Here is a 25,243-nt window from a genome sequence, read left to right as displayed (position 1 = left end):
GAGCGTAGCGAAGCAATCCAGAATCTTTCCGCGGAACCAGCCTGGATTGCTTCGTCGCCAGGGCCCCTCGCAATGACGAGTTTGGGGCGCGCTCCGCTCCCAACCACCGCCGCTCGCGCTGCCGGAGTCAAATCAGCCGTATTTCACGTGAAACAGCTTGGAACCGCGCCCCAGTCACGTTTCACGTGAAACACAAACAATGGAACAAGCGCTAGTTCTACATTGAAGAACTAGCGCTACTTTCCGATGCAGAATTTCTGGAAAATGGCCCCCAGGACGTCCTCGACATCCACCCGACCCAACAACCGGCCCAGGGCATAGGCGGCGGCGCGCAGCTCTTCGGCGGCGAGTTCCTCGCCGTCTTCTACAAGCTCCAGGCTTCGGCGCAAGCTGTCTGATGCCCGATGCAAGAGATCCCGTTGGCGGGTTCGGGTCACCAGGGCGCCCTCGCTGGTTCCAAAGAACTCGGCCGCAAATTCGACCAGCGCATTGATCAGCTCCGGCAATCCGTCCCCTCGCCACGCTGAGATCGCGAAGGACCTGTCGGCGTCCATCCCGACCGCCGAGACGCCGAGATCGATCTTGTTGCGGACCATCCAGACCGGCGCGGTCCCGGTCGCTCGCTCTTCGATCTTCTCCTCGGGACCCGTGAGCCACAGCACCAGGTCGGCATCCTCGGCCCGCGCCCGTGCCCGGCGTACACCCTCCTGCTCCACGGGATCATCGGTCTCGCGAATACCGGCCGTGTCGATCACCGTGACGGGATAGCCGTCGAGATCGAGCTGCACCTCGATCACGTCGCGCGTGGTGCCGGCATGCGGCGAGACGATCGCGACCTCGCGGCGCGCGAGCTGATTCATCAGCGTCGATTTGCCGACGTTCGGCGGACCGGCGATCGCAACCACCAAGCCGTCGCGCAAGCGTTCAGCTTGTCCCTGTGCCGCAAGGACTTTTGCAATTTCGTCATGCAGGGCTTTGATCGCCTTGACCGCCGGCGCCCGCAATTCGGCAGGTACATCGCCCTCATCGGAAAAATCGATGCCAGCCTCGATCAGCGCTGATGCCTCGATAATGCGCTCGCGCCAGTCGCGCGCGCGGTCGCCGAGCAGGCCCTTCAACTGCCGCAGCGCCTGCCGCCGTTGGCGGTCAGTGTCAGCGTGGATGAGATCGTCGAGGCCCTCGGCTTCGGTGAGATCGAGCTTGCCGTTCTCGAACGCGCGCCGGGTGAACTCGCCGGGCTCGGCCGCACGAGAATTTGGAATATCAGAAATAGCTCCAAGGAGCGACGACAGCACCGCCCGCCCGCCGTGGACATGAAATTCGGCGACGTCCTCGCCGGTCGCGCTTGCCGGCCCCGGAAACCAGAGCACGACCGCGTCGTCGATCGGCTGGCTCGCACCATCGCGGAGCAGCCGGCGGCTGGCTTGCCTCGGCGCCGGCAACTTGCCTGCGAGCGTCGTCAGCACCAGGCCGGCTTGCGGGCCCGAGACGCGCACCACGGCAATCGCGCTCGGCGCACGGCCGGACGACAGCGCAAAGATAGTCTGGTCTCGCGGATGCATGGCTTATTTGTCTGGCTGGCGCGGAAAAGGCAAACGGCCCATTCCAGGCGGCTGCAACGCCCATTTTGCTGCGCTCCAGCCTGCAGCAATTACGATATTGCACTGCAATATAACCCGCCGAATTTGCTGCAAAACTCTTCGCCCGGGCTCGACCGGTTTTCCCTCGAGCCAATTATTATGAAGATATATCAACAGCTTCCCAGAAATCCGGCTTGGCGCCCCGACTAGCCGCTATGCTGCACCTTCCCCGCAGCAAAGCCGCACAAAGAAAAAGGGCGCCCGAAGGCGCCCTCTGATCTCATGCTGCACCGCAATCAGGTGTTCATCGAGTCGAAGAACTCCGAATTGCTCTTGGTCGAGCGCAGCTTGTCGAGCAGGAAGTCGATTCCGTCCATCGTCCCCATCGGGTTCAGGATGCGGCGGAGCACGTACATCTTCTTCAGGACCAGCGGATCGGTGATGAGCTCCTCCTTGCGGGTGCCGGAGCGGGAGATGTCGATCGCCGGGAAGGTCCGCTTGTCCGAGACCTTGCGGTCGAGGATCAGCTCGGAGTTACCGGTGCCCTTGAACTCTTCGAAGATGACTTCGTCCATGCGGCTGCCGGTATCGACCAGCGCGGTCGCGATGATGGTCAGCGAGCCGCCCTCCTCGATGTTACGAGCAGCGCCGAAGAACCGCTTCGGGCGCTGGAGCGCGTTGGCGTCGACACCGCCGGTCAGCACCTTTCCGGATGACGGCACCACAGTGTTGTAGGCGCGGCCGAGGCGCGTGATCGAATCGAGCAGGATGACGACGTCGCGACCATGCTCGACCAGGCGTTTTGCTTTTTCGATCACCATCTCGGCGACCTGGACGTGACGCACGGCGGGCTCGTCGAAGGTCGACGACACGACCTCGCCCTTCACCGAGCGCTGCATGTCCGTGACTTCTTCCGGACGTTCGTCGATCAAGAGCACGATCAGATAGCATTCGGGATGATTGTGCGCGATCGAATGTGCGATGTTCTGCATCAGCACGGTTTTACCCGTGCGCGGCGGCGCGACGATCAGCGCGCGCTGGCCCTTGCCGATCGGCGCGACGATGTCGATCACTCTTGCAGACAGGTCTTTCCGGGTCGGATCGTCGATTTCCATGCGGAAACGCTGATTCGGAAACAGCGGCGTGAGGTTGTCGAAATTGACCTTGTGCTTGGCCTTTTCCGGGTCCTCGAAATTGAGCGTGTTGACCTTCAGCAGCGCAAAATAGCGCTCGCCCTCTTTCGGGCTGCGGATGTGGCCTTCGATGGTGTCGCCGGTGCGCAGGCCAAAACGGCGGATCTGCGAGGGCGAAACGTAAATGTCATCCGGGCCCGGCAGATAATTCGCATCGGGCGAGCGGAGGAAGCCGAAGCCGTCGGAGAGCACCTCGACGACGCCCTCACCGACGATATCGGTTTCGGCCAGCGCCAGCTGCTTGAGGATGGCGAACAGCAGTTCCTGCTTGCGCATCGTGCTGGCGTTCTCGACCCCGTGCTCTTCCGCGAACGAGACGAGCTCGGCCGGAGTTTTCGACTTGAGGTCCTGGAGTTTAATTTCCCGCATTGGGGTGGTCCTGTGGGGTAACCTAAGGGAGGGGGTGCGAGGAGGCTCTGAAATGCGGACGTCAGAAAGATAAGGTCCGCAGGTCTGGCAAGGTGAGTGCCGGTGAGGCTTCAAACCTGATGGGGTGTCCGGCCTCTGGAAAGCTCAGACACAACCACATCCGCCTGCGTTGGGTGGGATGTCCCCAATATAGAAAATCGCTTCCCACTCCGCAAGCCGAAGCGCTGAGCGATCGTTCACGATCCCTGCCTAGAACGGCTTCACGATCACCATGATGACGATCAAAATCATCAGAACGGTCGGCACCTCATTGATAATCCGATAGAATTTCTGGCTCCGCGGGCGCCGATCGGCGGCAAAGTCCTTCACCCAGCGGGAAAAAAAGCCGTGGACCGCGGACATCGCCAGGACCAGTGCCAGTTTTACGTGCAGCCAGCCGAATGTGAACCAATGGCCGGACCAGGCGAGGTAGAGCCCGAAGAGCCAGGTGACGATCATGGCGGGGTTGATGATGGCCTTGAGCAGCCGGCGCTCCATCACCTTGAATGTTTCCGACTGCTTCGAGCCAATTTCGGCTTCGCAGTGGTAAACGAACAACCGCGGCAGATAGAGCATGCCCGCCATCCAGGAGATGACGGCGATTACATGCAGCGCCTTGATCCAGAGATAGACGTCTTCGAACATGTTCTGCGCCCGGATTGCTGCCAGCGAATGGAACTGGGGATAGTAAGAACTCGTTAAGGTCTTACCCTGCACACTTATCCGTCCGTAGCGCCTTCCTCAAATAAGAATCTTAGATTCTTAAGGTTTGAGTCTATGTGACCGTGGATTTGACTCACAAGATTCCATCCGCACGTTCACGCGCGCTTGTTCACATCCATCCACATATCCCGGGCAGCCCTGGCGGCTTTCGATAAGTTGGCCAGCTTCAAAGGCTTGCGCGTCTCTGTCGGTGGCTTATCAAGCGGGTTGTCCGCACAATCCCGTTTCCCTCTCGGCAGCCCCTCAGACTTATCCTGATGGGCAGTGGTGTGAACAAAATCGGCACTTATCCCGCCGCTGGTGTCGCACATCCCTTTCCAAGGGGTTAAGCTCCACAGAAATCCACAGACCACACCGTCCTCATACAAAGAGTTTTTGTGCCGACCTCGACCAATTATTTCCATCTCCACCTGGTCTCCGACTCCACCGGCGAGACGCTGATTACGGTCGCACGCGCCGTCGCGGCGCAGTACGCCAATGTCACCCCGGTCGAGCATGTCTATCCGCTGGTGCGTAGCCAGAAGCAGCTCGACCGTGTGCTCGACGAGATCGAGGAGGCGCCGGGGATTGTTCTGTTCACACTGCTGGAGAAGGATCTGGTCTCCCGGCTCGAGGACAAGTGCAAGGGCATCAACGTTCCGAGCCTGTCGATCATCGGTCCGGTGATGCAACTGTTCGAAGCCTATCTCGGCGCTGCCACGACGGGTCGTGTCGGCGCCCAGCACGTCCTCAACGCGGAATATTTCAAGCGCATCGACGCGCTCAACTACACGATGATCCATGACGACGGTCAGCACGTCGAAGGTCTCGACGATGCCGATGTGGTGTTGGTCGGCGTGTCCCGCACCTCGAAGACACCGACGTCGATCTATCTCGCCAATCGCGGCATTCGCACCGCCAATGTGCCACTGGTTCCGGGCATTCCGGTGCCCGCGCAATTGGAGACGCTGACGCGGCCGCTGGTGGTCAGCCTGCATGCCACGCCGGAACGGCTGATCCAGGTCCGGCAGAACCGTCTGCTCTCGATGGGCGCCGATTCCAGCAGCGACTCCTACACCGACAAGCAGTTGGTCGCCGAGGAGGTCGCGTTCGCCCGCAAGCTGAGCGCCAAGCACGACTGGCCGCTGCTCGACGTCACGCGTCGCTCGATCGAGGAAACGGCGGCCGCGATCATGAAGCTCTACAGTGACCGTCAGCGCAATCGGCCCACGGAATAGTTTTCGCGATGGGTCTGTGGCTCGGCACATCTCCGTTGATCCTGGCTTCGCAAAGCAGCGCGCGCAAAATACTGCTGGCCAATGCCGGGCTCGAATTCGAGGCTGTGACGGCCGATATCGACGAGCGCGGCATTCAGGCCGCTTCCAAACTTTCCAATCCGCGCGAGATCGGCCTGCTGCTGGCGCGTGAGAAGGCCAAGGCGGTCTCGGCGAATCGTCCCGGGAGCTATGTGATCGGCGCCGACCAGACGCTGGCGCTCGGCGATCGTCTCTTCAACAAGCCCGCCGGCCGCGCGCAGGCGCTGGCGCAATTGCGGGATCTCGCCGGCCATATCCATGAGCTGAATTCCGCGGTGGCCGTCGCGCATGACGGCGAAATTGTTTTCGAGGACGTCTCGGTGGCCCGCATGACTGTGCGAAAAATGACCGAGGCGGGGCTTTCAGCCTATCTCGATGCCGCCGGCGATGCCGTGACAACGAGTGTGGGCGCCTATCAGCTCGAAGGTCTCGGCATTCATTTGTTCGAGCGCATCGAGGGCGACCATTTCACCATTCTCGGCCTGCCGCTGCTGCCGCTGCTTGCGTTCCTGCGCAGCGAGCAGCTAATTGCGGTGTGAACGATAAAAATGGCTGGGCGCTGATGCGGATCCTGGGACTGACCGGCTCGATCGGGATGGGCAAATCCACCACCGCAAAATTGTTCGCGGAAGCCGGCGTGCCCGTCTACGACGCCGATGCTGCCGTCCACCAGCTCTACGAGGGCGAGGCCGCGCCTGCGATCGAGGCCGCTTTCCCAGGCACCACCGTCAACGGCAAGGTTGACCGGCCAAAGCTCTCGGCGCGTGTCGTGCACGATCCCGCCGGGATCAAGCAGCTCGAGCAGATCGTCCATCCAATGCTCGGTGCCTCCCGGCAAAAATTCTTCGCCGACGCGGAAGCGGCCAAGGCGCCGGTCGTGGTTCTGGATATTCCGCTGCTGTTTGAAACCGGCGGCGAGAAACGGGTCGATGCCGTGGTCGTTGTCTCGACCTCGCCAAAGGTTCAGCGCGAGCGGGTGCTGGCGCGCGGCACGATGGATGAAGCAAAACTCGATGCCATCATCGCCAAGCAGACGCCGGATGCCGAGAAGCGCAAGCGGGCCGATTTCGTAGTGGATACGTCACACGGACTTGAACCCGTGCGCGCCCAAATCACGCACATCCTGGCCGAGGTCGTTAAGATGCCGCAGCGGCGAACCTGATTCGCCGCCTTAAAACGGCGTCTTAAAATTATGCGTGAAATCGTTCTCGATACCGAAACCACCGGCCTCGATCCGCTCCGCGGCGATCGTCTGGTCGAAATCGGCTGCGTCGAGATTCTCAACCGCATGCCGACGGGACAGACGTATCACGTCTATATCAATCCCGAGAGGGACATGCCGGCGGAAGCGTTCGCGGTGCATGGGCTGTCGGCTGAATTCCTGTCGACCAAGCCGTTGTTCCACGAGGTCGTCGATGCGTTTCTGGAATTCATCGGCGATGCGCCGCTGGTGATCCACAACGCCTCGTTCGACATCGGCTTCATCAATGCCGAGCTCGACAAGATCAAGCGTGTGGCGATCCCGCGTGAGCGGCTGGTCGACACGCTGCTGCTGGCGCGGCGCAAGCATCCCGGCGTGTCGAACCGGCTCGACGATCTCTGTTCGCGCTATTCGATCGACAATTCACGCCGCACCAAGCACGGCGCGCTGCTGGACGCCGAATTGCTGGCCGAGGTCTATGTCGATCTGGTGGGGGCGCGGCAGTCGCAACTCCTGCTGGCGTCGGAAGGCGAGGGCATTCGCGTTAATACCGCAGGCGATACGCCGCGGCGGCAGCGGACAGTGCCGCTCGCGCCGCGGGTTTCCGATGCCGAGCGCGAGGCCCACCGGGCTTTCATCGCAACGCTCGGCGACAAGGCGATCTGGAGCGAGTTCCTGCCCGCTCCAGCCGCTTCTCCGGCTGGTTAGCCTGCAGGTTAAGCCTGGCCCGCGGGGGTACCGGCGGCCATTTGCCGCTCCATGTTCTGACGATAGAGACCGACGAAGTCGACCGGATCCAGCATCAGGGGCGGGAACCCGCCGTCGCGGACAGCGGTCGCGATGATCTCACGGGCGAACGGGAACAGCAGACGCGGGCATTCGATCATGACCAGCGGGTGCATATTCTCCTTCGGCACGTTGGCGATTCGGAACACGCCGGCATAGGCGAGCTCGAACGAGAACATGATCTTGCCCGCGGTCTCGGCCTTACCCTCGACCGACAGCGTCACCTCGAACTCGGTATCGCTGAGGTTGTTGGCGCTGACATTGATCTGGATATTGATCTGGGGCGGCTGGCCCTGCTGCTGGAGCGAGGTCGGCGCGTTCGGATTTTCGAACGAGAGGTCCTTGGTGTACTGCGCCAGCACGTTGAGCTGGGGAGCCTGGGCCGCCTCGGGAGGGGTGCCGTTACCGTTGGTCATCGAAGTGTCTCCTTACCCGATTGGGGCTGAATTTCGCGGCGGTTGGCTAACATAGGGCTGCCTCGTTCCACAAGGACGAACGGTCCCGGACGGGGGATACCAACCGTGCCCACAACTGTGACGTTCAGGCCGGCCTTCCGGCGAAATTGCGCCTTAAATGCTTGAAGATGCGCGATTTCCGGGCTGGATCGGGTTTCCCCTTAAGCATAAAACGCGCTACAATCGGCGCTGTGCCAAAAGGCGCCATTGGCCGGGCAGGATTTCGTGCCTACATCCCACGGACCTGACGCGCGGACCTAAAATGGTGATGTAGACTTGCCGTTCCCGTATGGAACGGTCTACTGGCCGGATTGATTTTCCCGGCGACGACCCCTTCTAGTCGGCCCCTTCTCGAGTAGACCAGAAAGCGAATACGACGTGGATATCTACACCATCATCTTCCTGGCGCTGGCGGTCTTCATCTTTCTGAGGCTGCGCAGCGTGCTGGGGCAGCGTACGGGCAACGAGCGGCCGCCGTTCGATCATACTGCCGCCCGCAACGCGCTGGGGGGTGCCCAGGACAAGAACGTCGTGACCATGCCGGGCAAGGTGATTGACCAGGCGCCGCTGGCGCCGACGGCCGAGCCAACCCCGCCCGCCGACCGCTGGAAGGGCCTGACTGAACCGGGCACCGCGCTCGCCCAGGGTCTCGACGCCATCGTCGACAAGGATTCCACCTTCGACCCCCGCCATTTCATCTCCGGCGCCCGCGGCGCCTATGAGATGATCGTGCTGGCCTTTGCCAATGGCGACCGCCGCGCGCTGCGCGAGTTGCTGTCGTCGGAGGTCTATGACAGCTTCGATTCCGTCATCAAGGACCGCGAAAAGAACGAGCAGAAGACCGAGACGCGCTTCGTCTCGATCGACAAGGCCGAGCTCGCCGGCGCCGAGCTGCGCGACCGTACCGCCCAGCTCACCATCCGCTTCGTCTCGCAGATGATTTCGGCCACCCGTGACAAGGCTGGCAACATCGTCGACGGCAGCGCCGACACGGTTGCCGACATCACCGACATCTGGACTTTCGCCCGCGACGTCACCTCTCGCGATCCGAACTGGAAGCTGGTTGGCACCGGAAGCGCGAATTAAGGCGTTCCTGAAGAACAGCGCGACGGCGCTTTGCGCTGGTGTCGTGGTGCTGTCGTCGTTTTCACTCGGCGCCGAGGCTGCGCGGCGCCACTATCGCAGCCATCACCATCATCTCCCGGAATTGCCTGCGATACCTGCGCGGGCGTTGCCCTATCCTCCGCTCCCCCTGCCGTTCGAAATTCCCGGTGCGCAATATCTTCCGCTGGCTTGGGCAGATGTGAAGGGCTGGAGCGATGATGACCATCTCGCCGCGTACAAGACGTTTCGCGCAAGTTGCCGAACGATCAATGCGCAGACCGGCGCAGCCGAGCCGAAGGCGCTGGCCGGCTCACTGAGCGAACCCTGCCGGGCGGCCAAGACGCTCGAGCTCGCTGACGATGCGAAAGCAAAAACTTTCTTCGAGGAGAACTTTTCGCCGCTGCGCATCTCACGCCTCGGCGAGCCCGATGGTTTCGTCACCGGCTATTACGAGCCGGTGCTGGAGGGCTCGCGGACGCAGACCGAAATCTACAACGTTCCGGTCTATCGCCGCCCATCGAACCTGTTCGTGCGCGGCTACAAGCAGGATTCGGTCAGCCTGCCCAACAAGGGACCTGTTTACCGCAAGATCGGCCGCCGCAAGCTGGTGCCCTATTACGATCGCGGCGAGATCGAGGATGGCAAGATCGCCGGACGCGGGCTCGAGATCGCCTGGCTGAAGGACCCGACCGATTTGCTGTTTGCCCAGATCCAGGGCTCGGCGCGGATTAAGTTCGATGATGGCGCGACACTCCGGCTCAACTACGATTCCTATAACGGCTTTCCCTATACGGCCGTCGGGCGCATCCTGATCGAACGCGGCATCATTCCGAAGGAAGAGATGTCGATGCAGAAGATCAGGGAGTGGATGGCGCAGACCCCTGACGGTGCCAAGGAGCTGCGCCGCCAGAACCGCTCCTACATCTTCTTCCGTGAGGTCAACCTCTCCGACAAGGACGAGGCGGTAGGTGCGCAAGGGATTCCGCTCACGGCCGGCCGCTCCATCGCGGTCGATAAATCGCTGCATGTCTATGGCACGCCGTTCTTCATCGAGGGCGAGCTGCCGATCGAGTCCGATCGCGCCAAGACGCCGTTCCATCGGCTGATGATCGCGCAGGACACGGGTTCAGCCATCATTGGACCTGCCCGCGCGGATCTCTATTTCGGTGCCGGCGCGGATGCCGGCCGGGTCTCGGGCCGGCTGCGCCATCCCATGCACTTTGTCATGTTGGTGCCGAAGGGCCTCGATCCCAGCGTGCGTGCCGCGAAGCTGCCGGTGCCGGACCCGCGGCCCTCGGAGAAGATCGCAAGGCTGTTTCCGCAAACCGATCAGGCCAAGCCGGCGGCTCCGGCCGCGGCCGTGGCGCAAGGCAAGAGTGAGACGGTCGCTGTCGCTGGTCCAGTCCCGTTGCCGGTGCCGCGACCCGTGATAGAGCCTGCTCCCGAGCCGCGGCGGCCCGCGAAGAATCGTCCCCATCGGCAACAATGAAGCGATCGTCCCGTCCGCCCGTGCTGGAGCCTCGCCCCTCGCCGCGCCGCCGCGCGCTGAGCGAGGAGGAGCGCGAGCTGTGGGACACGGTCGCAAAGCAGGTCAAGCCGCTGAGAAAGCATCGCGTGGCGAAGGCGCATGCACCGCCGCGCGCTGAGCCCTCACCCGCAGCGCCGGCGACGAGACCTGCGCCATCACCGCGTCCGACCGCTGCTGCGCCGCCGCTGCGCGTGACAAAACCAGCAATGCCGCCGCTGGCCCCGCTCGGCAAGCGCGAGCGCACAAAACTGTCGCGTGGCCGCAGCGAGATCGAGGCACGGCTCGACCTGCACGGCATGACCCAGCTACGCGCCCATCGCGCGCTGACCGGTTTCCTGCACCGCGCCCATCATGACGGCCTCACCTTCGTGCTTGTTATCACCGGCAAGGGCCGCAGCGGCGGCGAAAGCGGCGTGCTGCGTCGGCAAGTGCCGGAATGGCTGAGCCTGCCGGAATTCCGTGCTTTTGTGGTCGGGTTCGAGGAGGCTGGGATCGGTCACGGCGGCGAGGGCGCGCTTTATGTGCGGATCAGGCGGGCGCGATTCTAGAACGGCCGCACGATTCCGACGCGCGGGATGAGCGTCACGAAAAGGCCGAAGAGATTCGTGTTGCGATCCTCCGCCGGAATCGGCGGGACCTCACGCGCGGCCGGCAGCATCTTCACCGCGTGCAGGATCAGGAACATGCAGACCGCCCAATTCGAGATCCAGCGCGAATAGTCGAACACCATCGCGAACATCACGAGATAGGCGAGGCTGACGCCGATCAGCGCCGCGATGACGAGGCGGCGGTGCGCCTCGCTCGCGAGCGCGCCGATCAGGTTCGCAAAATAGCGCCACAGCGGCATGTGCAGCCAGATCAGCAGTGCGAACACGGGCACGCCAAGGATGTTGTGCGGCAAGCGTCCCCAAGTGTCCGAAATCTCCCTGGCCAGCGGTTGGTACCAGATGTAGGCGAATTGCAGCAGATCGGTCCGTGACGGATCGGCCATCCGGCTCTTCAGGTATTCGACGAAGTCTGCCTCCGGAATCGGCATCGTTCCCAGGAATTGCGCCGCGAAGAACAGTGCGGAGACGAGGGCGAAGGCGACGATGCCGAACGCCACGTTGCTGCGATTGCAGCCGTAGGCGAGATAGTGCCTGATCACGACGATGGTGATGATCGCAGGCACATACATCAGCAGATGGATGTGATGGATCAGCACGAGAATGATCGAGAACAGCGCGGCCAAGGCCACGAACAGCAATGAGCCCGCCGGCATCAGCAGCAGGACGAGCGCCAGTGCGCAGCCATAGATGTCGAAATGGCCGAGCGTGTGCATGAAATTCTTCAGGAAGAACGGCGAGCCCGCGATGAAGACGAACAGCGGCAGCGTTTTCGCGGTGAAGCCGAAAATCTTCTGAAACAGTTTTGCGTACAGGGCGAGCGTCACCAGCCATGTCACGCCGCCGAGCGCGAACACCAGCCAGACCGGCACCTTGTCCGTGAACAGCGCGACGATGGCGCCAACCAGCGCGCGCTTGATGAAGCCAAAATGGTAGTCGACGAGGAGGTGGATGTAGGGGACGTAAGGCGGCAGCTGGATCTTGTGGACGAATACGCCGACGATTACGGCCGCGTTGATCGCGAGCAGCAGGCGCCAGGGGTTTTGCAGGATGCGTGCGGTCACGCGGCATCAATAGCGCGACCGCCCAAAATTACAAAATAAACCGGCTCAGATCCGCGTTCTTGGCGAGGTCGCCGACGTGCTTCTGCACGAAATCGGCATCGACCTTGACGGTCTCGCCGCTGCGGTCGGGGGCGGTGAAGGAGATCTCGTCCAGCACCCGCTCCATCACGGTCTGGAGCCGCCGCGCGCCGATGTTCTCGACGGTGGAATTGACGGCCACCGCGACGTCGGCCAGCGCGTCCACGGCGTCGTCGGTGATGTCGAGCGTGACGCCCTCGGTCTGCATCAGGGCGACATATTGCTTGATCAGCGAGGCCTCGGGCTCGGTCAGGATGCGCCGCAGGTCGTCGCGGGTCAGCGCCTGCAATTCGACGCGGATCGGCAGGCGGCCCTGCAATTCCGGCAACAAATCGGACGGCTTGGCGACGTGGAACGCGCCCGAGGCAATGAACAGGATGTGGTCGGTCTTCACCGCGCCGTGCTTGGTCGAGACCGTGGTGCCCTCGATCAGCGGCAGCAGATCGCGCTGCACGCCCTCGCGCGAAACATCGCCGCCGACCCGGCCGTCGCGGGCACAGATCTTGTCGATCTCGTCGAGGAACACGATGCCATTGTTCTCGACCGCGCTGATCGCCTCCAGCGTGAGCTGCTCGGTGTCCAGCAGCTTGTCGGACTCTTCGTTGACGAGGATCTCGTGCGAGCTCTCGACCGTCAGCCGCCGCGTCTTGCTGCGGCCGCCGAGCTTGCCAAAAATGTCGCCGATCGAGATCGCGCCCATCTGCGCGCCCGGCATGCCCGGGATTTCGAACATCGGCATGCCGCTGCCGCCGCCTTGCGTCTCGATCTCGATTTCCTTGCCGTTGAGCTCGCCGGCGCGGAGCTTCTTGCGGAACGAGTCCCGCGTCGCCGCGCTGGCATTGGCGCCGACGAGAGCATCGAGCACGCGCTCCTCGGCGGCGAGCTGCGCGCGTGCCTGCACGTCCTTGCGCTTCTTCTCGCGGATTTGGGCGATCGCGACCTCGACGAGATCGCGCACGATCTGCTCGACGTCGCGGCCGACATAGCCGACCTCGGTGAACTTTGTGGCTTCCACCTTCAGGAACGGCGCGTTCGCGAGCTTTGCCAATCGCCGCGCGATTTCCGTTTTGCCGACACCGGTGGGGCCGATCATCAGGATGTTCTTCGGCAGCACCTCCTCACGCAAGGAGCCTTCGAGCTGCTGCCGCCGCCAGCGGTTGCGCAGCGCGATCGAGACGGCGCGCTTGGCGTCGGCCTGGCCGACGATGTAACGGTCAAGTTCGGAAACGATTTCGCGGGGGGAGAGGTCTGTCATGTCTGTTTAGCTAGGGCGGGAGGTGCTCAAGGACAAGCCGCATTTTAGGTCAGATGATGGGCGGACCCGATTGCCATTGTTTCACGGCCTCGATCGGATGGATCAGCATCAATATATTGAGCGTCAGATTGTCGCGAATGTGAAGCGCCAGCATGATCTCGAAGGCGAGCCCGAGCAGGACGGTGATCGAGACCGGCAGCACGCGCGCGGCGAGGAACCCCAGCACCATGGACAGATTGTCAGAGACCGAATTGACGATGCTGTCGCCAAAATAATCCAGCGAGATCGTGCCGGCGCGGTAGCGCTCGATGATGAACGGCGAGTTCTCGACGATCTCCCAGGCGCCTTCGATCAGCATCGCGATGATCAATCGCGCCGGCCAGGATAGCCGAAAGAGCGGCAGGCGCGCGAACAGCAGCCAGGTCAATCCATAGAACAGGAAGCCGTGCAGGATATGCGAGAAGGTGTACCAGTCCGCGATGTGCTGCGAATTCTCCGAGCTGTTCACCACGCCATGCCAGAGCTTGACGTAGCCGCAGGTGCAGATCGGCACCCGCCCCATCGCGAACAGGATCGAGGCCTGTAGCGCCAATAACAGCAGCGCGATGCCGACCCAGGCGAGCGGCGGAAATGCGGGTTGGGTCGAGCCGGTGCTGCGGGCCAATGTCATCCGCTCAGCCGGCCGACAGGGCTTCGATGGTCACGTTGCGGTTGGTGTAGACGCAGATGTCGGCGGCGATGTCGAGCGAGCGGCGGACGATGGTCTCGGCGTCCTTGTCGGTGTCGAGCAGGGCGCGGGCTGCGGCCAGGGCGTAATTGCCGCCGGAGCCGATCGCCATCACGCCGGCCTCGGGCTCGAGCACGTCGCCGGTGCCCGTCAGCACCAGGGAGACGTCCTTGTCGGCCACGATCATCATGGCCTCGAGCCGCCGCAGGTAGCGGTCGGTGCGCCAGTCCTTGGCAAGCTCGACCGCGGCCCGGGTCAATTGCCCCGGATATTGCTCGAGTTTGGCTTCCAACCGCTCAAACAGTGTGAAGGCGTCGGCGGTGGCGCCAGCAAAGCCGCCGATCACGTCGCCCTTGCCGAGCTTGCGGACCTTTTTGGCGTTGGACTTGATCACGGTCTGGCCGATCGAGACCTGGCCGTCGCCGCCGACCACCACTTTGCCGCCCTTGCGGACCGTCAAAATCGTGGTGCCGTGCCAGACCGGCGAGCTGTTCTGGGAGTCCTGCATGTAATACCTCGTTGTCCGGCCTGATTTAGGCGGTCGGGGGCAGCGGCACAACGGGCCGCTCCGGGCCCAATTTCGCTCACCATAGGCAGAAGTAGAGGCCCCACCGGCCGTTCCCGCAGTAGCGAAGGCGTCATTTGGCTGTTAAAAGACCGGCGTTTTCGGCCCAAACAGCATGATCCGGAAAAGTGGGCACCGGTTTTCCGAGAAGGATCATGCGCAAATTTAAGAGCGAAAGCCTTCAATGCGCACCGCGACGATCAAGCGCAAGACCAAGGAAACCGACATCGAGGTCACCGTGAACCTCGATGGCACCGGCGTGGCCAATATTGCGACCGGCATCGGCTTTTTCGACCATATGCTCGATCTCCTCGCCCGCCATTCCCGCATCGACCTCACGGTCAAGGCGGTCGGCGACCTGCACATTGATCATCACCATACCACCGAAGACACCGGCATCGCGCTCGGCCAGGCCATCAAGCAGGCGCTCGGCAACATGGCGGGCATCACCCGCTATGCCGGCGTGCACATGCCCATGGACGAGACCCTGTCGCGCGTGGTCATCGACATCTCGGGCCGCCCGTTCCTGGTGTTCAAGGCCGATTTCCCCCGCGACAAGATCGGTGAGTTCGACACCGAGCTGGTGCGCGAGTGGTTCCAGGCCTTCGCCATGAATGCCGGCGTGACTCTCCACGTCGAGACCCTATATGGCGATAACAGCCATCATATCGCCGAGTCCTGCTTCAAGGGTCTGGCGCGGGCGCTGCGCACCGCGGTCGCGATCGATCCGAAGGCTGTGGGCGAGATCCCGTCCACCAAGGGCTCGCTCGGCGGCTGACGTCTCGGGCTGGTGGCAAACGCTGCTGGCCGCATCACTGAATTCCTAGGAACGGGGCATCACCATGCCTGTCTACACAGTTCATGCTCCCTCTCCTGCCGGAGCCGATCTGCGCGCGACCGACAAGTTCGTGTTCGTGCGCGACGGTTTTCATCTCTGGGCGATGGTGTTCGGCCCGATCTGGCTGCTCTGGCACCGGCTCTGGCTGGCGCTGATCGGCTGGGTGATTTTCCTCGCTGCGTTTGATGGCGGGCTGCATAGCCTCGGCGTCGGCCGCAGCGCGATCTTCTTTGCCAACACCATTGTTGCACTGCTGATGGGTTTTGAGGCCTCCAGCCTTCGCCGCTGGACGTTGTCGCGTGGCAAGTGGCGCCAGCTCGATGTCGTCGTCGCCGATGATGAGGATACCGCCGAACGGCGCTTCTTCGAGCGCTGGAGCCAGAAGCAGCGCGGCATCGTCAACGATCAATGGGCCGTCGATCGCGGCGGCCCGCCGCCGACCCGCGGTGTGCCGGGTCAGCAATTCTCCAACCCGCCGCCCATTCCGGCCGGCGGCATCATTGGATTATTTCCAGAACCGGGAGGGTCAAGATGAGCGTCGCCATCATCGATTACGGTTCCGGGAATCTGCATTCCGCCGCGAAAGCCTTTGAGCGCGCCGCGCGCAGCCTCGAGATTCCGCAAAAGGTCTTCGTCACCAGCGATCCGGATCAGGCCTACAGCGCCGACCGCCTGGTGTTGCCTGGTGTCGGCGCCTTCGCCGATTGCCGGCGCGGGCTCGATGCCGTCAACGGCATGGTCGAGGCGATCACCGAGGCGGTGCGCGTCAAGGCGCGGCCCTTCTTCGGGATTTGTGTCGGCATGCAGCTGATGGCGAGCCGCGGCAAGGAGCACGTCGTCACCGAAGGCCTGAACTGGGTCGGCGGCGATGTCGAAAAGATCACGCCGCGCGACGAGAGCCTGAAGATCCCGCACATGGGCTGGAACACGCTCGAGGTGCTGCGTGAGCATCCGGTGCTGGAACGGCTGCCGCTCGGCCCCAAGGGCCAGCACGCCTATTTCGTGCACTCCTACCACCTCAACGCTGCCAACGAGGCGGACGTGCTCGCGCGCGCCGATTACGGCGGGCCTGTCACCGCGATCGTCGCCAAGGACACCGCCATCGGCACTCAATTCCACCCCGAGAAGAGCCAGCGTTTTGGGCTGGCCCTGATCTCGAACTTTTTGCGATGGAAACCGTGATTCTCTTTCCCGCGATCGATCTCAAGAACGGCCAGTGCGTGCGCCTCGAGCAAGGCGACATGGCGCGTGCGACCGTGTTCAACCTCAATCCAGCGGCACAGGCCGAGAGCTTCGTCGAGCAGGGCTTTGAGTATCTCCACGTCGTCGATCTCGACGGTGCCTTCGCCGGCAAGCCGGTGAACGCGCAGGCGGTCGAGGCGATGCTGAAGACCATCAAGATCCCGGTGCAGCTCGGCGGCGGCATTCGCGATCTCGCCACCGTCGAAGCCTGGCTCGACAAGGGTATTACGCGCGTCATCATCGGCACGGCTGCGGTGCGCGACCCTGAGCTGGTGAAGGCTGCGGCCAAGAAATTCCCCGGCCGCGTCGCGGTCGGGCTGGATGCCCGTGACGGCAAGGTCGCGGTTGAAGGCTGGGCCGAGACCTCGCAAGTGACCGTGCTGGAGATCGCACAGCGGTTCGAGGATGCCGGCGTCGCCGCCATCATCTTCACCGACATCGCGCGCGATGGTCTGCTCAAGGGCCTGAATCTCGACGCGACCATTGCGCTGGCCGACGCCATCTCAATTCCGGTGATTGCCTCGGGGGGCCTCGCCTCGATCGAGGACGTCAAGGCGATGCTGACGCCGCGCGCGAAAAAGCTCGCCGGCGCGATCGCCGGGCGCGCGCTTTATGACGGCCGGCTCGATCCCACGGCTGCCCTCACTTTGATCCGCAACGCGCGCGCGGCCTAGGAGATATCCATGTTCAAGGTGCGCGTGATCCCCTGCCTCGACGTCAAGGACGGTCGGGTCGTCAAGGGCGTCAACTTTGTCGATCTGCGCGATGCCGGCGATCCCGTCGAGGCCGCGATCGCCTATGACGCCGCCGGCGCCGACGAGCTGACTTTTCTCGACATCACCGCAACCCATGAGAACCGCGGCATCATGCTGGACGTGGTCCGGCGCACGGCGGAGGCCTGCTTCATGCCCGTGACCGTCGGTGGCGGCGTGCGTGAGGTCAACGACATCAAGACGCTGCTGCGCGCCGGCGCCGACAAGGTCTCGATCAACAGCGCGGCGGTGTCGCGGCGCGAGTTCGTCAAGGAAGCGGCCGAAAAGTTCGGCGGGCAGTGCGTGGTGGTCGCAATCGACGCCAAGCGGGTCAAGCGCGCCGGCGGTGGCGAGCGCTGGGAGATCTTTACCCATGGCGGCCGCAACTCGACCGGCATCGACGCCATTGAATATGCCCAGGAGGTGGTCTCGCTGGGGGCTGGTGAAATCCTGCTCACCTCGATGGACCGCGACGGGACCCGGCAGGGCTTTGACATCCCGCTGACCCGGGCGATCGCCGACAGCGTTCCCGTTCCCGTGATCGCCTCGGGCGGCGTCGGCAATCTCGACCACCTCGTCGACGGTATCCGCGACGGGCATGCCACCGCCGTGCTGGCCGCCTCGATCTTCCACTTCGGGGAATTCACCATCCGCGAGGCCAAGGAGCATATGTCCCGCCGGGGCTTGCCCATGCGCCTCGATGCCTGACGACTCCTGCTCATAAAAATGCTACACAGGCCGTGCAGGGAATGGCCTCCGTGGCCAAGTTTATTGCCAGATGTGTTTCCGAGTAAGTCCGATGCCGCGTTTCACGATCCACGATCTGGCCGAGACCATCGACGCGCGCGCCGCGGCTGGCGGCGAGGTCTCCTATACCCGCAAGCTCCTGGACAAGGGCGCCGAGCATTGCGCCAAGAAGTTCGGTGAGGAAGCAGTCGAAACCGTCATCGCAGCAGTCGAAAACGATCGCGCGCATCTGATCGCCGAGGGGGCCGATCTGCTCTATCATTTCCTTGTGCTGCTCAAGGTCCGCGGCGTAAAGCTGGAAGAGGTCGAGGCCGCGCTGGACAAGCGGACGAACATGTCAGGGTTGGAAGAAAAGGCGTCGCGCAAAAGCGGCAACTAGCCGAGGTGGAGAAGTCGCGTCATGGATATTCGCGCACCCGAGCAGCAATATAATCCCTACCGCGTCTATACGCGCGAGGACTGGGCGCGACTTCGCGACGATACGCCGATGACGCTGGAACCGGGTGAGTTCGACCGGTTGCGTTCGCTGCACGACCGCCTCGACTTGCAGGAGGTCGAGGACATCTACCTGCCACTGTCGCGTCTCCTGTCGATTTATGTCGATGCGATGCAACGCCTGTATTACGCAGAGCGCCAGTTCCTCAACATCCGCGACCGCAAGATGCCCTACGTCATCGGCGTCGCCGGCTCGGTCGCGGTCGGAAAGTCCACCACGGCCCGCGTGCTCCAGGCGCTGCTGGCGCGCTGGTCGCCGCGCCCGAAGGTCGAACTGATCACCACCGACGGATTTCTCTATCCCAATGCGGTGCTCGACCGGCAGGGCATCATGCAGAAGAAGGGCTTTCCCGAGAGCTATGATCTGCCGCTGCTGCTGAGTTTCCTCTCCGACATCAAGGCCGGACGTCGCCACGTGCGCGCGCCGGTCTATTCGCATTTGACCTACGACATCGTGCCGAGCCAGTGGGCCGAAATCGACCAGCCCGACATCCTGATCGTCGAGGGCGTCAACGTGCTGCAGACCGGCAAGCTGCCGCGCGACGGCAAGGCCGTGCCTGTGGTCTCCGACTTCTTCGATTTCTCGGTCTATATCGATGCCGACGAAGCGGCGCTGCGGCAATGGTACATCCGGCGCTTCCTGTCGCTGCGCGACACCGCGTTCACCAACCCAAAATCCTACTTCAACCGCTATGCGCTGCTGTCAGACGAGGAAGCGACCGCCACCGCGATCGCGATCTGGGAACGCACCAACCTCGCCAATCTCGAGGACAACATCTTGCCCACCCGCCCCCGTGCGACGCTGATCCTGAAGAAGGGCGCGGACCACAGGGTGGAGAGCGTGGCGCTGCGAAGGCTGTAATCGCGCCAGTCGGCGCGGCCCTGGCTAATTGGGGCAGAGTGTCTTTTTGTTGCAGACCGGCACGAGGTCTTCAGCTATGACCTTCGAAGACGCGAGGGCTCCATGGTTGACCGTCTCAGAAGTGCTGCGGAGCAGCTTGAAGCACCGACCTGCCCGGACTGCCATATCGAGATGAGGTGGTACCGTTCGGAACTGCTCGCGGACGAGCCGGTTCCGATCATCGCGCATCTCTTCGTGTGCCCGCATTGCAAGCGCGCCGAGCAGACGAACACCGTCTTCAAGGGAAGACAGGGGCCGCCTGACAAGCTCTCCGCGCCGCGTTTTGTTGCTTACGCCGCGTAGGCCGCTGACCCCATACCCTTGTTGATGCGCATCGTCGGTGTGCGGTTTACTTGTCGGCTTTCATGGTCCAATCCGCAGGCTTGATGCGCCCCGCAAAGATGGCGGCACCAGAGCTTTGGGCTTGGTAGATAAAGGCCTCCCCTTCCTGCACGTCCCCGGCGTCCTTGCCGAAGGCGTCGGCGAAGTTTGTCTTGTGGGTTACGAGGACCGTGTTCGTGCCTGGCTTCGGAGGCGCATCGACGAGCTGACGCATGACCTGTCCGGCCTTCGCATTTGCGCCGGCCGGGTTTGCCATCCCCGAGGCGCTGGCGTTGCTGCTGTCCGTCAAGGCATCGACGGGTTGAACATCGCGGCCGGAGATCAGCTTGCCGGCCTCGACCGCGCGATTCAGCCGGCTCGTGAAGACATCGCCGATCGGGATCGCGAACGCCTTGACCGCTGCGCCGATCTGGCGCGCCGTGTCCCGGCCCTTTTCACTGAGCTGACGCTGAGCGCTCATGTCGTCGAACTTGAAAGGGTAGACGTCCTTTTGACTGTCGTCGGTCGCGGTGTGCCGAAAAACCAGGACGTAGCCGCCTTGCTTGAGCGAGGCGATGAGCTGCGCCGTATCAGCCGCGGCGGATCGAGACATTCCAGCGAGAAGAGCAATGAATGCGAGCCGGCAAAGCGCGTTCATGCGCGAAATCCTCCTGCAAATGCCCCAGAGGATCGTGGCGCTCAACGCGGGCGAATTCAATTACAGATTGCCGGCCCCAAAATCAGGTTCCCGTGAATTTCTCAATCAGACCGCCAGGTGCCGTGACGCCGCCAGCCCGGCCAGCGCCTCTTCCAGCTTGTCGCGATCGAGCGGCTTGATCAAAAATCCATTCATGCCCGCCTCGAAGCAGGCATAGCGATCCTCGACCAGCGTATTGGCGGTGAGCGCCAGGATCGGCGTGTGGTGGCCGCCTGTGGCGGCTTCGTGGACACGGATGCGCTTTGTCGCCTCGATGCCGTCGAGCTGCGGCATCTGGATATCCATCAGCACGAGATCATAGGGCGTGCCGGCCGATGATGCGGCCAGCCAGGATTCCAGCGCGGCCTCGCCATGGACGGCGATCACGACGCGATGGCCGAGTTTCGTCAGCAGCGAGCGCATCAACAGCGCGTTGATCTCGTTGTCTTCGGCGACAAGGATCGAAAGCCCCTTTGCCGGTGCTTGACGCGTGGTTTCAGGCAGCGGCTCCGGTGCGAGGTCGGGCGAGGCGACCTCAGGCGTCAGCGCGAGGCGTGCGGCAAGCGAGGCCGCGCGCAGCGGTTTCACCAGGAAGCCGGTGAAGGTCGGCGAGATTTTTTCGTGGCGCGAGCTCGATGTCAGCAGCACCAGCCGCTGTGGCGCATGCGCGCGGGCGACCTCGCCAAGATGGTCGGTGGCGCCAATAGCACGATCGACCAGCACCGCATGCCATGAGCGTTCGGGCAGGAGGGCCTCGGCGACCGTCGCATCCGAGACGAGGCAGGTCTGACCGCCCCAGCGCTCCAGGCGTCGCGCGATCAGCGAGGCCTCGATGCCCTCGGCGACCAGCAGGATCGATTTGCCGGTGAGATCGGGACTCGGGAACGCCGTCTGCCCGGCGTCGGCTTGCGATGGCGCGAGCGGCACGGCGACCTCGAAGGTCGAGCCCTTGCCCGGCTCGCTCGTGAGCGTGATGCGGCCGCCCATGCGTTTGACGATACGCTCGCTGATGGCGAGCCCAAGTCCTGTGCCGCCATAGGTGCGGGCGACGCGCTCGTCGGCCTGCTCGAATTCGCGGAAGATGCGCTGTTGCGCGTCCGTGGCGATACCGATGCCGGTGTCGCGGACCAGAAAGCTGATTTCGTTCGGCCAGATGCCGGGCTCGACGATCAGCGCGACGCCGCCGCTCGCGGTGAACTTGATGGCGTTGCCGGCGAGGTTGAGCAGCACCTGGCGCAGCCGCGCGGCGTCGCCGACGACCTCCAGCGGCAGCCGCTCGTCGACATAGGCGGCGATCTCGAGTGTCTTGGCCTGCGCGCGCGGCGCCAGCAGTTCGGTGATCTCCTCGATCAGGGTGGAGAGCGCGAAAGGGCGCTGTTCGAGATCGAGCTTGCCGGCCTCGATCTTGGAATAGTCGAGCAGCTCCTCGATCAGCGCCATCAGCGCTTCGCCGGAGGTTTTCACCGCGCGGGCATAGGTCGCCTGCTCCGGCGTCAGCGTGGTGTCGAGCAGGAGGCCGCCCATGCCGATGATGCCGTTCAGCGGTGTGCGGATTTCATGTGAGGCCATCGCGAGGAAACGCGATTTGGCGCGGTTGGCGGCGTCGGCCTGGTCGCGTGCGTCGGTCAGCGCACGTTCGGTCTCGGTGCGGTCGGTGACGTCGCGCCCGACGCTTTGTAATTCGGCGGGCTGGCCGGCATCGAGCCGGACATAGCTCTCGCGCCAGGCGATCCAGCGCGCGCCGAGTGGCGTGGTGATCCTCTGGTCGTGAATGCGCGTGCCGTTGCTCTCGCGGGCGTCGTCGCCCTGTTCCAGCACGTCGAAGTCAAAGCGCGTGCCGACCAGCGCCCCACGTTCCTGGCCAGCGAGCACGCAATAGGCATCGTTGGCGAAGGTGATGCGGCCCTGATGATCGCGCAGCACGATGAGGTCGCCCTGTTGTTCAAAAAGGTTGCGGGCGCGTTCCTCGGCTTCCTTCAGCTCCCAATTGCGGTCGATGAGCGCCTCGTTGTGGGCGGCGAGCGCGCGCATCCGCTTGTTGACGAAGCGCAGCCGCATGCTCAGCGTGGCGAGGCCAAGGCAGGCGAGCGCGAACAGGAAGCTCGCGCCGATCGCGAAGGTGTTGGGGTCGTAGCCGGAATTTTCCGAGCGGCTGCCGGAGACGAAACCGTAGGCGCCGCCAAACGTCGCCGAGAAGATCATGAAGGAGCGGATCGCGAAGGCGATGCGGGGATACTGTCGCCTGAAGCGGCGCATGCGCACCTTGATCCGGAACGTCCGATCCATCGTCACCGATCCCGACTCATGTCCGAAATCCCGCCACCGCCGCGTGCGAAGATGTCTCGCCGACCTTGCGAACAGCTTGAGGCTTTGGGTCGGCCTCCAAACAAGGCTAACGAGGTGTTAATGCCTCAGAGCGAGGCCGCCTGGAGCGGGAGCGGGCGTTGGCCGCCATGGGCGCCGACGATCAGGGCTGCGGCCTCGCGCTGCGAGAACGTCTTCGAGCGCACATAGATGCGGTAATCGGCCGGCCCGTCGGTGGAGAGATAGATCACCGGGCCGCCGTCGACGGGTTGCGCGGCAATCGTGATCAGCCGTGTCGCCGGATTGGCCTGACAGGAATCCGTCTCGGAACCGAGGCCGTCGTCCACGACCGCGAAGTCCGCTTCGTCGGCGTCGTCGGTGATCCGGACCCGCACCGTGGCCCGCGACAGATCGTCGGTGAAGGCGACATGGACGCCGGCCGTCCAGAACAGGGAAGTCAGCTCGGCCGAGGTGTCGCCCAGCGCGATGCAGGGATGCGAGACCGACCCGATCTCGCTGCGGGCGAACACCGCAGCCGCCAACAGGGGAACAACCGAGGCCAGGATCTTGAAACGCAACATGACACTCTACTCGCCAAGGCCGCTCGGGAACTGTCCCCTGGAACTCATGGCCTTATGGTTTGCAGAGCGTAAAGGAAACTCGTTACCGCCGGGTTGATGCGCGGAATGATCACGCCATCTGGCGCACATCCTCCGCGAGTGCGCGGTAGGACAGGGCTTCGGCGAGATGCAGCCGGCCGATCTTGTCGGCACCGTCGAGGTCGGCGAGCGTGCGCGCCACCCGCAGCACGCGATGATAGCCGCGCGCCGACAGCCGCATGGTTTCAGCAGCGTCGCGCAACAGCTTGGCGCCTTGCGCGTCGGGTTTTGCGATCTCCTCCAGCACCGAGGCGGGCGCTTCGGCATTGGTGCGGACTTTGGGCAGCCCCGCATCGGCGTAACGCAAGATCTGGATATCGCGCGCCGCGGCCACGCGTGCGGCGACCTCGGCAGAGCCTTCCGCCGGCGGCGGCAGGATCAGATCGGCTGCGGTCACCGCGGGAACCTCGATGCGCAGATCGATGCGGTCCATCAACGGACCGGAGATACGCGCCTGATAGTCGCCGGTGCAGCGATCGATGCGGCCGCGCTTGCAGGCATAGCCGGGCTCGAATGCATGGCCGCAGCGGCAGGGATTCATCGCCGCAATCAGCATGAAACGCGCAGGGTAGGTGACGCGGTGATTGGCGCGCGAGACCGAGACCTCGCCGTTTTCCAGCGGCTGGCGCAGCGAATCCAGCACGCGCGGATCGAACTCCGGCAACTCGTCGAGGAACAGCACGCCCTGATGCGCGAGCGATATCTCGCCTGGCCTGGCGCGCATGCCGCCGCCGGTGAGCGCGGCCATGCTGGCGGAATGATGCGGCGAGCGGAATGGCCGCTGCGACGTTAGTGCGCCGCCTTTGATCTCGCCGGCGACGGAGGCGATCATCGAGACTTCGAGCAGTTCGCCCGGCGACAGCGGCGGCAGGATCGAGGGCAGGCGCGCGGCCAGCATCGATTTGCCCGCACCGGGCGCGCCGATCATCAAGAGATGATGTCCACCGGCGGCTGCGATCTCCAGCGCCCGCTTGGCGCTCTCCTGGCCCTTGATGTCACGCAGATCGAGTGTGGAGGTGGCGGCCTCATGCACCTTCGGGGTGGGCCGCGACAGCACCTGCGTGCCCTTGAAATGGTTGGCGATCTGAATCAGCGAGTGTGCGGCGATGATCTGGATATCCGGGCTCGCCCACGCCGCTTCAGAGCCGCAAGACGCCGGACAGATCAATCCTTCCTCACGCACATTGGCGCCGATCGCTGCGGGAAGAACGCCGGCCACGGGCGCGATCGAGCCGTCGAGGCCGAGCTCGCCGAGCACGGTAAAACCCGTCAGCGCATCCGGCGGGATCGCGCCGATCGCCGCCATCAATCCGAGCGCGATCGGCAGGTCGTAATGGCTGCCTTCCTTGGGCAGATCGGCGGGCGCCAGATTGACGATGATCCGCCGCGCCGGCAGCGCCAGGCCCGAAGCGATCAGCGCTGACCGAACCCGCTCGCGTGCCTCCGACACCGCCTTGTCCGGCAGGCCGACGATGGCAAAGGCAGGCAGGCCCGGCGCGACCTGCACCTGCACGTCGACCGCGCGGGCCTCGATCCCCTCAAAGGCGACGGTAGAAACCCGTTGAACCATGCCTGAACCAGCCTGCCCCTTCGTACAATTAGGGGTAGCAGAACGAGGCGCCCACCGCAAGAACAATACATGAACGATTCGAGGGCCGCGCAAGCCCTAACCAGTCGTAAACGCGCTCCCGACACTACGCCTCGAATGCGAGCGGCTGTT

At 63.5% G+C, this 25,243-nt stretch carries 27 protein-coding genes; 15 read left to right on the top strand and 12 right to left on the bottom strand.

What is annotated here, in order from left to right:
* Positions 1-236: 236 nt before the first annotated feature.
* The 3 genes from mnmE to hemJ all read right to left on the bottom strand — a co-directional run bounded on the left by mnmE (position 237) and on the right by hemJ (position 3,826).
* Positions 237-1,562 (bottom strand): tRNA uridine-5-carboxymethylaminomethyl(34) synthesis GTPase MnmE, encoded by a 1,326-nt coding sequence (gene mnmE, locus BMW89_RS15250; RefSeq protein WP_092027683.1) that lies wholly within the window; start codon positions 1,560-1,562, stop codon positions 237-239.
* A gap of 314 nt (positions 1,563-1,876) precedes the next feature.
* The gene (rho, locus tag BMW89_RS15245) at positions 1,877-3,142 is read right to left on the bottom strand and encodes a transcription termination factor Rho (protein WP_092027681.1); all 1,266 of its coding nucleotides are present in this window, start codon (positions 3,140-3,142) and stop codon (positions 1,877-1,879) included.
* 249 nt (positions 3,143-3,391) lie between these two features.
* Entirely contained in the window at positions 3,392-3,826 is a 435-nt protein-coding gene (gene hemJ / locus BMW89_RS15240; protein WP_092027679.1) for a protoporphyrinogen oxidase HemJ, read from the bottom strand.
* Between the two features lie 455 nt (positions 3,827-4,281).
* Here hemJ and BMW89_RS15230 point away from each other — a divergent pair, with 455 nt between their 5' ends.
* Genes BMW89_RS15230 through dnaQ form a run of 4 tightly spaced genes read left to right on the top strand, consistent with a single transcriptional unit; the run spans position 4,282 to position 7,108 of the window.
* Positions 4,282-5,121, top strand: coding sequence for a pyruvate, water dikinase regulatory protein (locus tag BMW89_RS15230; protein ID WP_092027675.1), 840 nt, complete (start codon positions 4,282-4,284; stop codon positions 5,119-5,121).
* An 8-nt stretch (positions 5,122-5,129) separates the two neighbouring features.
* The gene (locus tag BMW89_RS15225; RefSeq protein WP_092027673.1) at positions 5,130-5,738 is read left to right on the top strand and encodes a Maf family nucleotide pyrophosphatase; all 609 of its coding nucleotides are present in this window, start codon (positions 5,130-5,132) and stop codon (positions 5,736-5,738) included.
* Between the two features lie 23 nt (positions 5,739-5,761).
* Positions 5,762-6,361 carry a dephospho-CoA kinase gene (gene coaE / locus BMW89_RS15220; RefSeq protein ID WP_092028056.1) on the top strand — a complete coding sequence of 200 codons (600 nt, stop codon included), beginning with the start codon at positions 5,762-5,764 and terminating at the stop codon, positions 6,359-6,361.
* A gap of 30 nt (positions 6,362-6,391) precedes the next feature.
* Entirely contained in the window at positions 6,392-7,108 is a 717-nt protein-coding gene (gene dnaQ, locus BMW89_RS15215; protein WP_092027671.1) for a DNA polymerase III subunit epsilon, read from the top strand.
* A gap of 8 nt (positions 7,109-7,116) precedes the next feature.
* Here the strand turns inward: dnaQ and secB are convergent, their stop codons facing one another.
* Positions 7,117-7,602, bottom strand: coding sequence for a protein-export chaperone SecB (secB, locus tag BMW89_RS15210; protein WP_092027669.1), 486 nt, complete (start codon positions 7,600-7,602; stop codon positions 7,117-7,119).
* 417 nt (positions 7,603-8,019) lie between these two features.
* On the opposite strand from secB, the gene BMW89_RS15205 reads away from it, so the two are divergent.
* The 3 genes from BMW89_RS15205 to BMW89_RS15195 are packed head-to-tail and all read left to right on the top strand — an operon-like array spanning position 8,020 to position 10,821.
* Entirely contained in the window at positions 8,020-8,727 is a 708-nt protein-coding gene (locus BMW89_RS15205; RefSeq protein ID WP_092027667.1) for a Tim44/TimA family putative adaptor protein, read from the top strand.
* Positions 8,705-10,234 carry a murein transglycosylase A gene (mltA, locus tag BMW89_RS15200; RefSeq protein ID WP_177196065.1) on the top strand — a complete coding sequence of 510 codons (1,530 nt, stop codon included), beginning with the start codon at positions 8,705-8,707 and terminating at the stop codon, positions 10,232-10,234. The genes BMW89_RS15205 and mltA overlap by 23 nt, the downstream gene beginning before the upstream one ends.
* Entirely contained in the window at positions 10,231-10,821 is a 591-nt protein-coding gene (locus BMW89_RS15195; RefSeq protein WP_092027665.1) for a Smr/MutS family protein, read from the top strand. The genes mltA and BMW89_RS15195 overlap by 4 nt, the downstream gene beginning before the upstream one ends.
* Here the strand turns inward: BMW89_RS15195 and BMW89_RS15190 are convergent.
* The 4 genes from BMW89_RS15190 to hslV are packed head-to-tail and all read right to left on the bottom strand — an operon-like array spanning position 10,818 to position 14,510.
* A complete protein-coding gene (locus tag BMW89_RS15190) occupies positions 10,818-11,942 on the bottom strand; it encodes a hypothetical protein (protein ID WP_092027663.1) in 1,125 nt (374 codons plus the stop codon). The two genes, BMW89_RS15195 and BMW89_RS15190, sit on opposite strands and share 4 nt — an antisense overlap.
* 28 nt (positions 11,943-11,970) lie before the next feature.
* Positions 11,971-13,275 carry an ATP-dependent protease ATPase subunit HslU gene (gene hslU, locus BMW89_RS15185; protein ID WP_092027661.1) on the bottom strand — a complete coding sequence of 435 codons (1,305 nt, stop codon included), beginning with the start codon at positions 13,273-13,275 and terminating at the stop codon, positions 11,971-11,973.
* A 49-nt stretch (positions 13,276-13,324) separates the two neighbouring features.
* On the bottom strand, positions 13,325-13,945 hold the full coding sequence (locus BMW89_RS15180; protein WP_092027659.1) for a DUF2585 domain-containing protein: 621 nt from the start codon (positions 13,943-13,945) through the stop codon (positions 13,325-13,327).
* Between the two features lie 4 nt (positions 13,946-13,949).
* Positions 13,950-14,510 carry an ATP-dependent protease subunit HslV gene (hslV, locus tag BMW89_RS15175; protein WP_092027657.1) on the bottom strand — a complete coding sequence of 187 codons (561 nt, stop codon included), beginning with the start codon at positions 14,508-14,510 and terminating at the stop codon, positions 13,950-13,952.
* Positions 14,511-14,751: 241 nt separating this feature from the next.
* Between hslV and hisB the strand changes: the two genes are divergently transcribed.
* The 8 genes from hisB (at position 14,752) to BMW89_RS15135 (ending at position 19,845) form a co-directional block, all read left to right on the top strand.
* Positions 14,752-15,345, top strand: a complete 594-nt coding sequence (hisB, locus tag BMW89_RS15170) for an imidazoleglycerol-phosphate dehydratase HisB (protein ID WP_092027655.1) — start codon at positions 14,752-14,754, stop codon at positions 15,343-15,345.
* Between the two features lie 64 nt (positions 15,346-15,409).
* The gene (locus tag BMW89_RS15165; protein WP_092027653.1) at positions 15,410-15,940 is read left to right on the top strand and encodes a DUF2628 domain-containing protein; all 531 of its coding nucleotides are present in this window, start codon (positions 15,410-15,412) and stop codon (positions 15,938-15,940) included.
* Entirely contained in the window at positions 15,937-16,587 is a 651-nt protein-coding gene (hisH, locus tag BMW89_RS15160) for an imidazole glycerol phosphate synthase subunit HisH (protein ID WP_092027651.1), read from the top strand. Before BMW89_RS15165 ends, hisH begins: the two co-directional genes overlap by 4 nt.
* Positions 16,584-17,321 (top strand): 1-(5-phosphoribosyl)-5-[(5-phosphoribosylamino)methylideneamino]imidazole-4-carboxamide isomerase, encoded by a 738-nt coding sequence (gene hisA / locus BMW89_RS15155; protein ID WP_092028054.1) that lies wholly within the window; start codon positions 16,584-16,586, stop codon positions 17,319-17,321. Before hisH ends, hisA begins: the two co-directional genes overlap by 4 nt.
* A gap of 9 nt (positions 17,322-17,330) precedes the next feature.
* Positions 17,331-18,107 (top strand): imidazole glycerol phosphate synthase subunit HisF, encoded by a 777-nt coding sequence (gene hisF / locus BMW89_RS15150; protein ID WP_092027649.1) that lies wholly within the window; start codon positions 17,331-17,333, stop codon positions 18,105-18,107.
* 91 nt (positions 18,108-18,198) lie between these two features.
* A complete protein-coding gene (locus tag BMW89_RS15145; RefSeq protein WP_092027647.1) occupies positions 18,199-18,525 on the top strand; it encodes a phosphoribosyl-ATP diphosphatase in 327 nt (108 codons plus the stop codon).
* Between the two features lie 21 nt (positions 18,526-18,546).
* Positions 18,547-19,503: a type I pantothenate kinase gene (gene coaA, locus BMW89_RS15140; protein ID WP_092027645.1), complete on the top strand. Its 957-nt coding sequence runs from the start codon at positions 18,547-18,549 to the stop codon at positions 19,501-19,503.
* 102 nt (positions 19,504-19,605) lie between these two features.
* On the top strand, positions 19,606-19,845 hold the full coding sequence (locus BMW89_RS15135; protein ID WP_092027643.1) for a hypothetical protein: 240 nt from the start codon (positions 19,606-19,608) through the stop codon (positions 19,843-19,845).
* 46 nt (positions 19,846-19,891) lie between these two features.
* Here the strand turns inward: BMW89_RS15135 and BMW89_RS15130 are convergent, their stop codons facing one another.
* The 4 genes from BMW89_RS15130 to BMW89_RS15115 form a co-directional block, all read right to left on the bottom strand.
* A complete protein-coding gene (locus BMW89_RS15130) occupies positions 19,892-20,521 on the bottom strand; it encodes a histidine phosphatase family protein (protein WP_177196064.1) in 630 nt (209 codons plus the stop codon).
* Between the two features lie 105 nt (positions 20,522-20,626).
* A complete protein-coding gene (locus BMW89_RS15125; RefSeq protein WP_177196063.1) occupies positions 20,627-22,846 on the bottom strand; it encodes a PAS domain-containing hybrid sensor histidine kinase/response regulator in 2,220 nt (739 codons plus the stop codon).
* 125 nt (positions 22,847-22,971) lie between these two features.
* Positions 22,972-23,445 carry a hypothetical protein gene (locus BMW89_RS15120; RefSeq protein WP_092027639.1) on the bottom strand — a complete coding sequence of 158 codons (474 nt, stop codon included), beginning with the start codon at positions 23,443-23,445 and terminating at the stop codon, positions 22,972-22,974.
* Positions 23,446-23,554: 109 nt separating this feature from the next.
* The gene (locus BMW89_RS15115; protein ID WP_092027637.1) at positions 23,555-25,093 is read right to left on the bottom strand and encodes a YifB family Mg chelatase-like AAA ATPase; all 1,539 of its coding nucleotides are present in this window, start codon (positions 25,091-25,093) and stop codon (positions 23,555-23,557) included.
* Between the last annotated feature and the right edge of the window lie 150 nt (positions 25,094-25,243).

Origin of the sequence: Bradyrhizobium sp. OK095 (assembly GCF_900109945.1) — a bacterium.
Lineage (GTDB): Bacteria > Pseudomonadota > Alphaproteobacteria > Rhizobiales > Xanthobacteraceae > Bradyrhizobium.
Note: the sequence above shows the minus strand (reverse complement) of the source record. Positions and strands in the feature narration are given on the sequence as shown.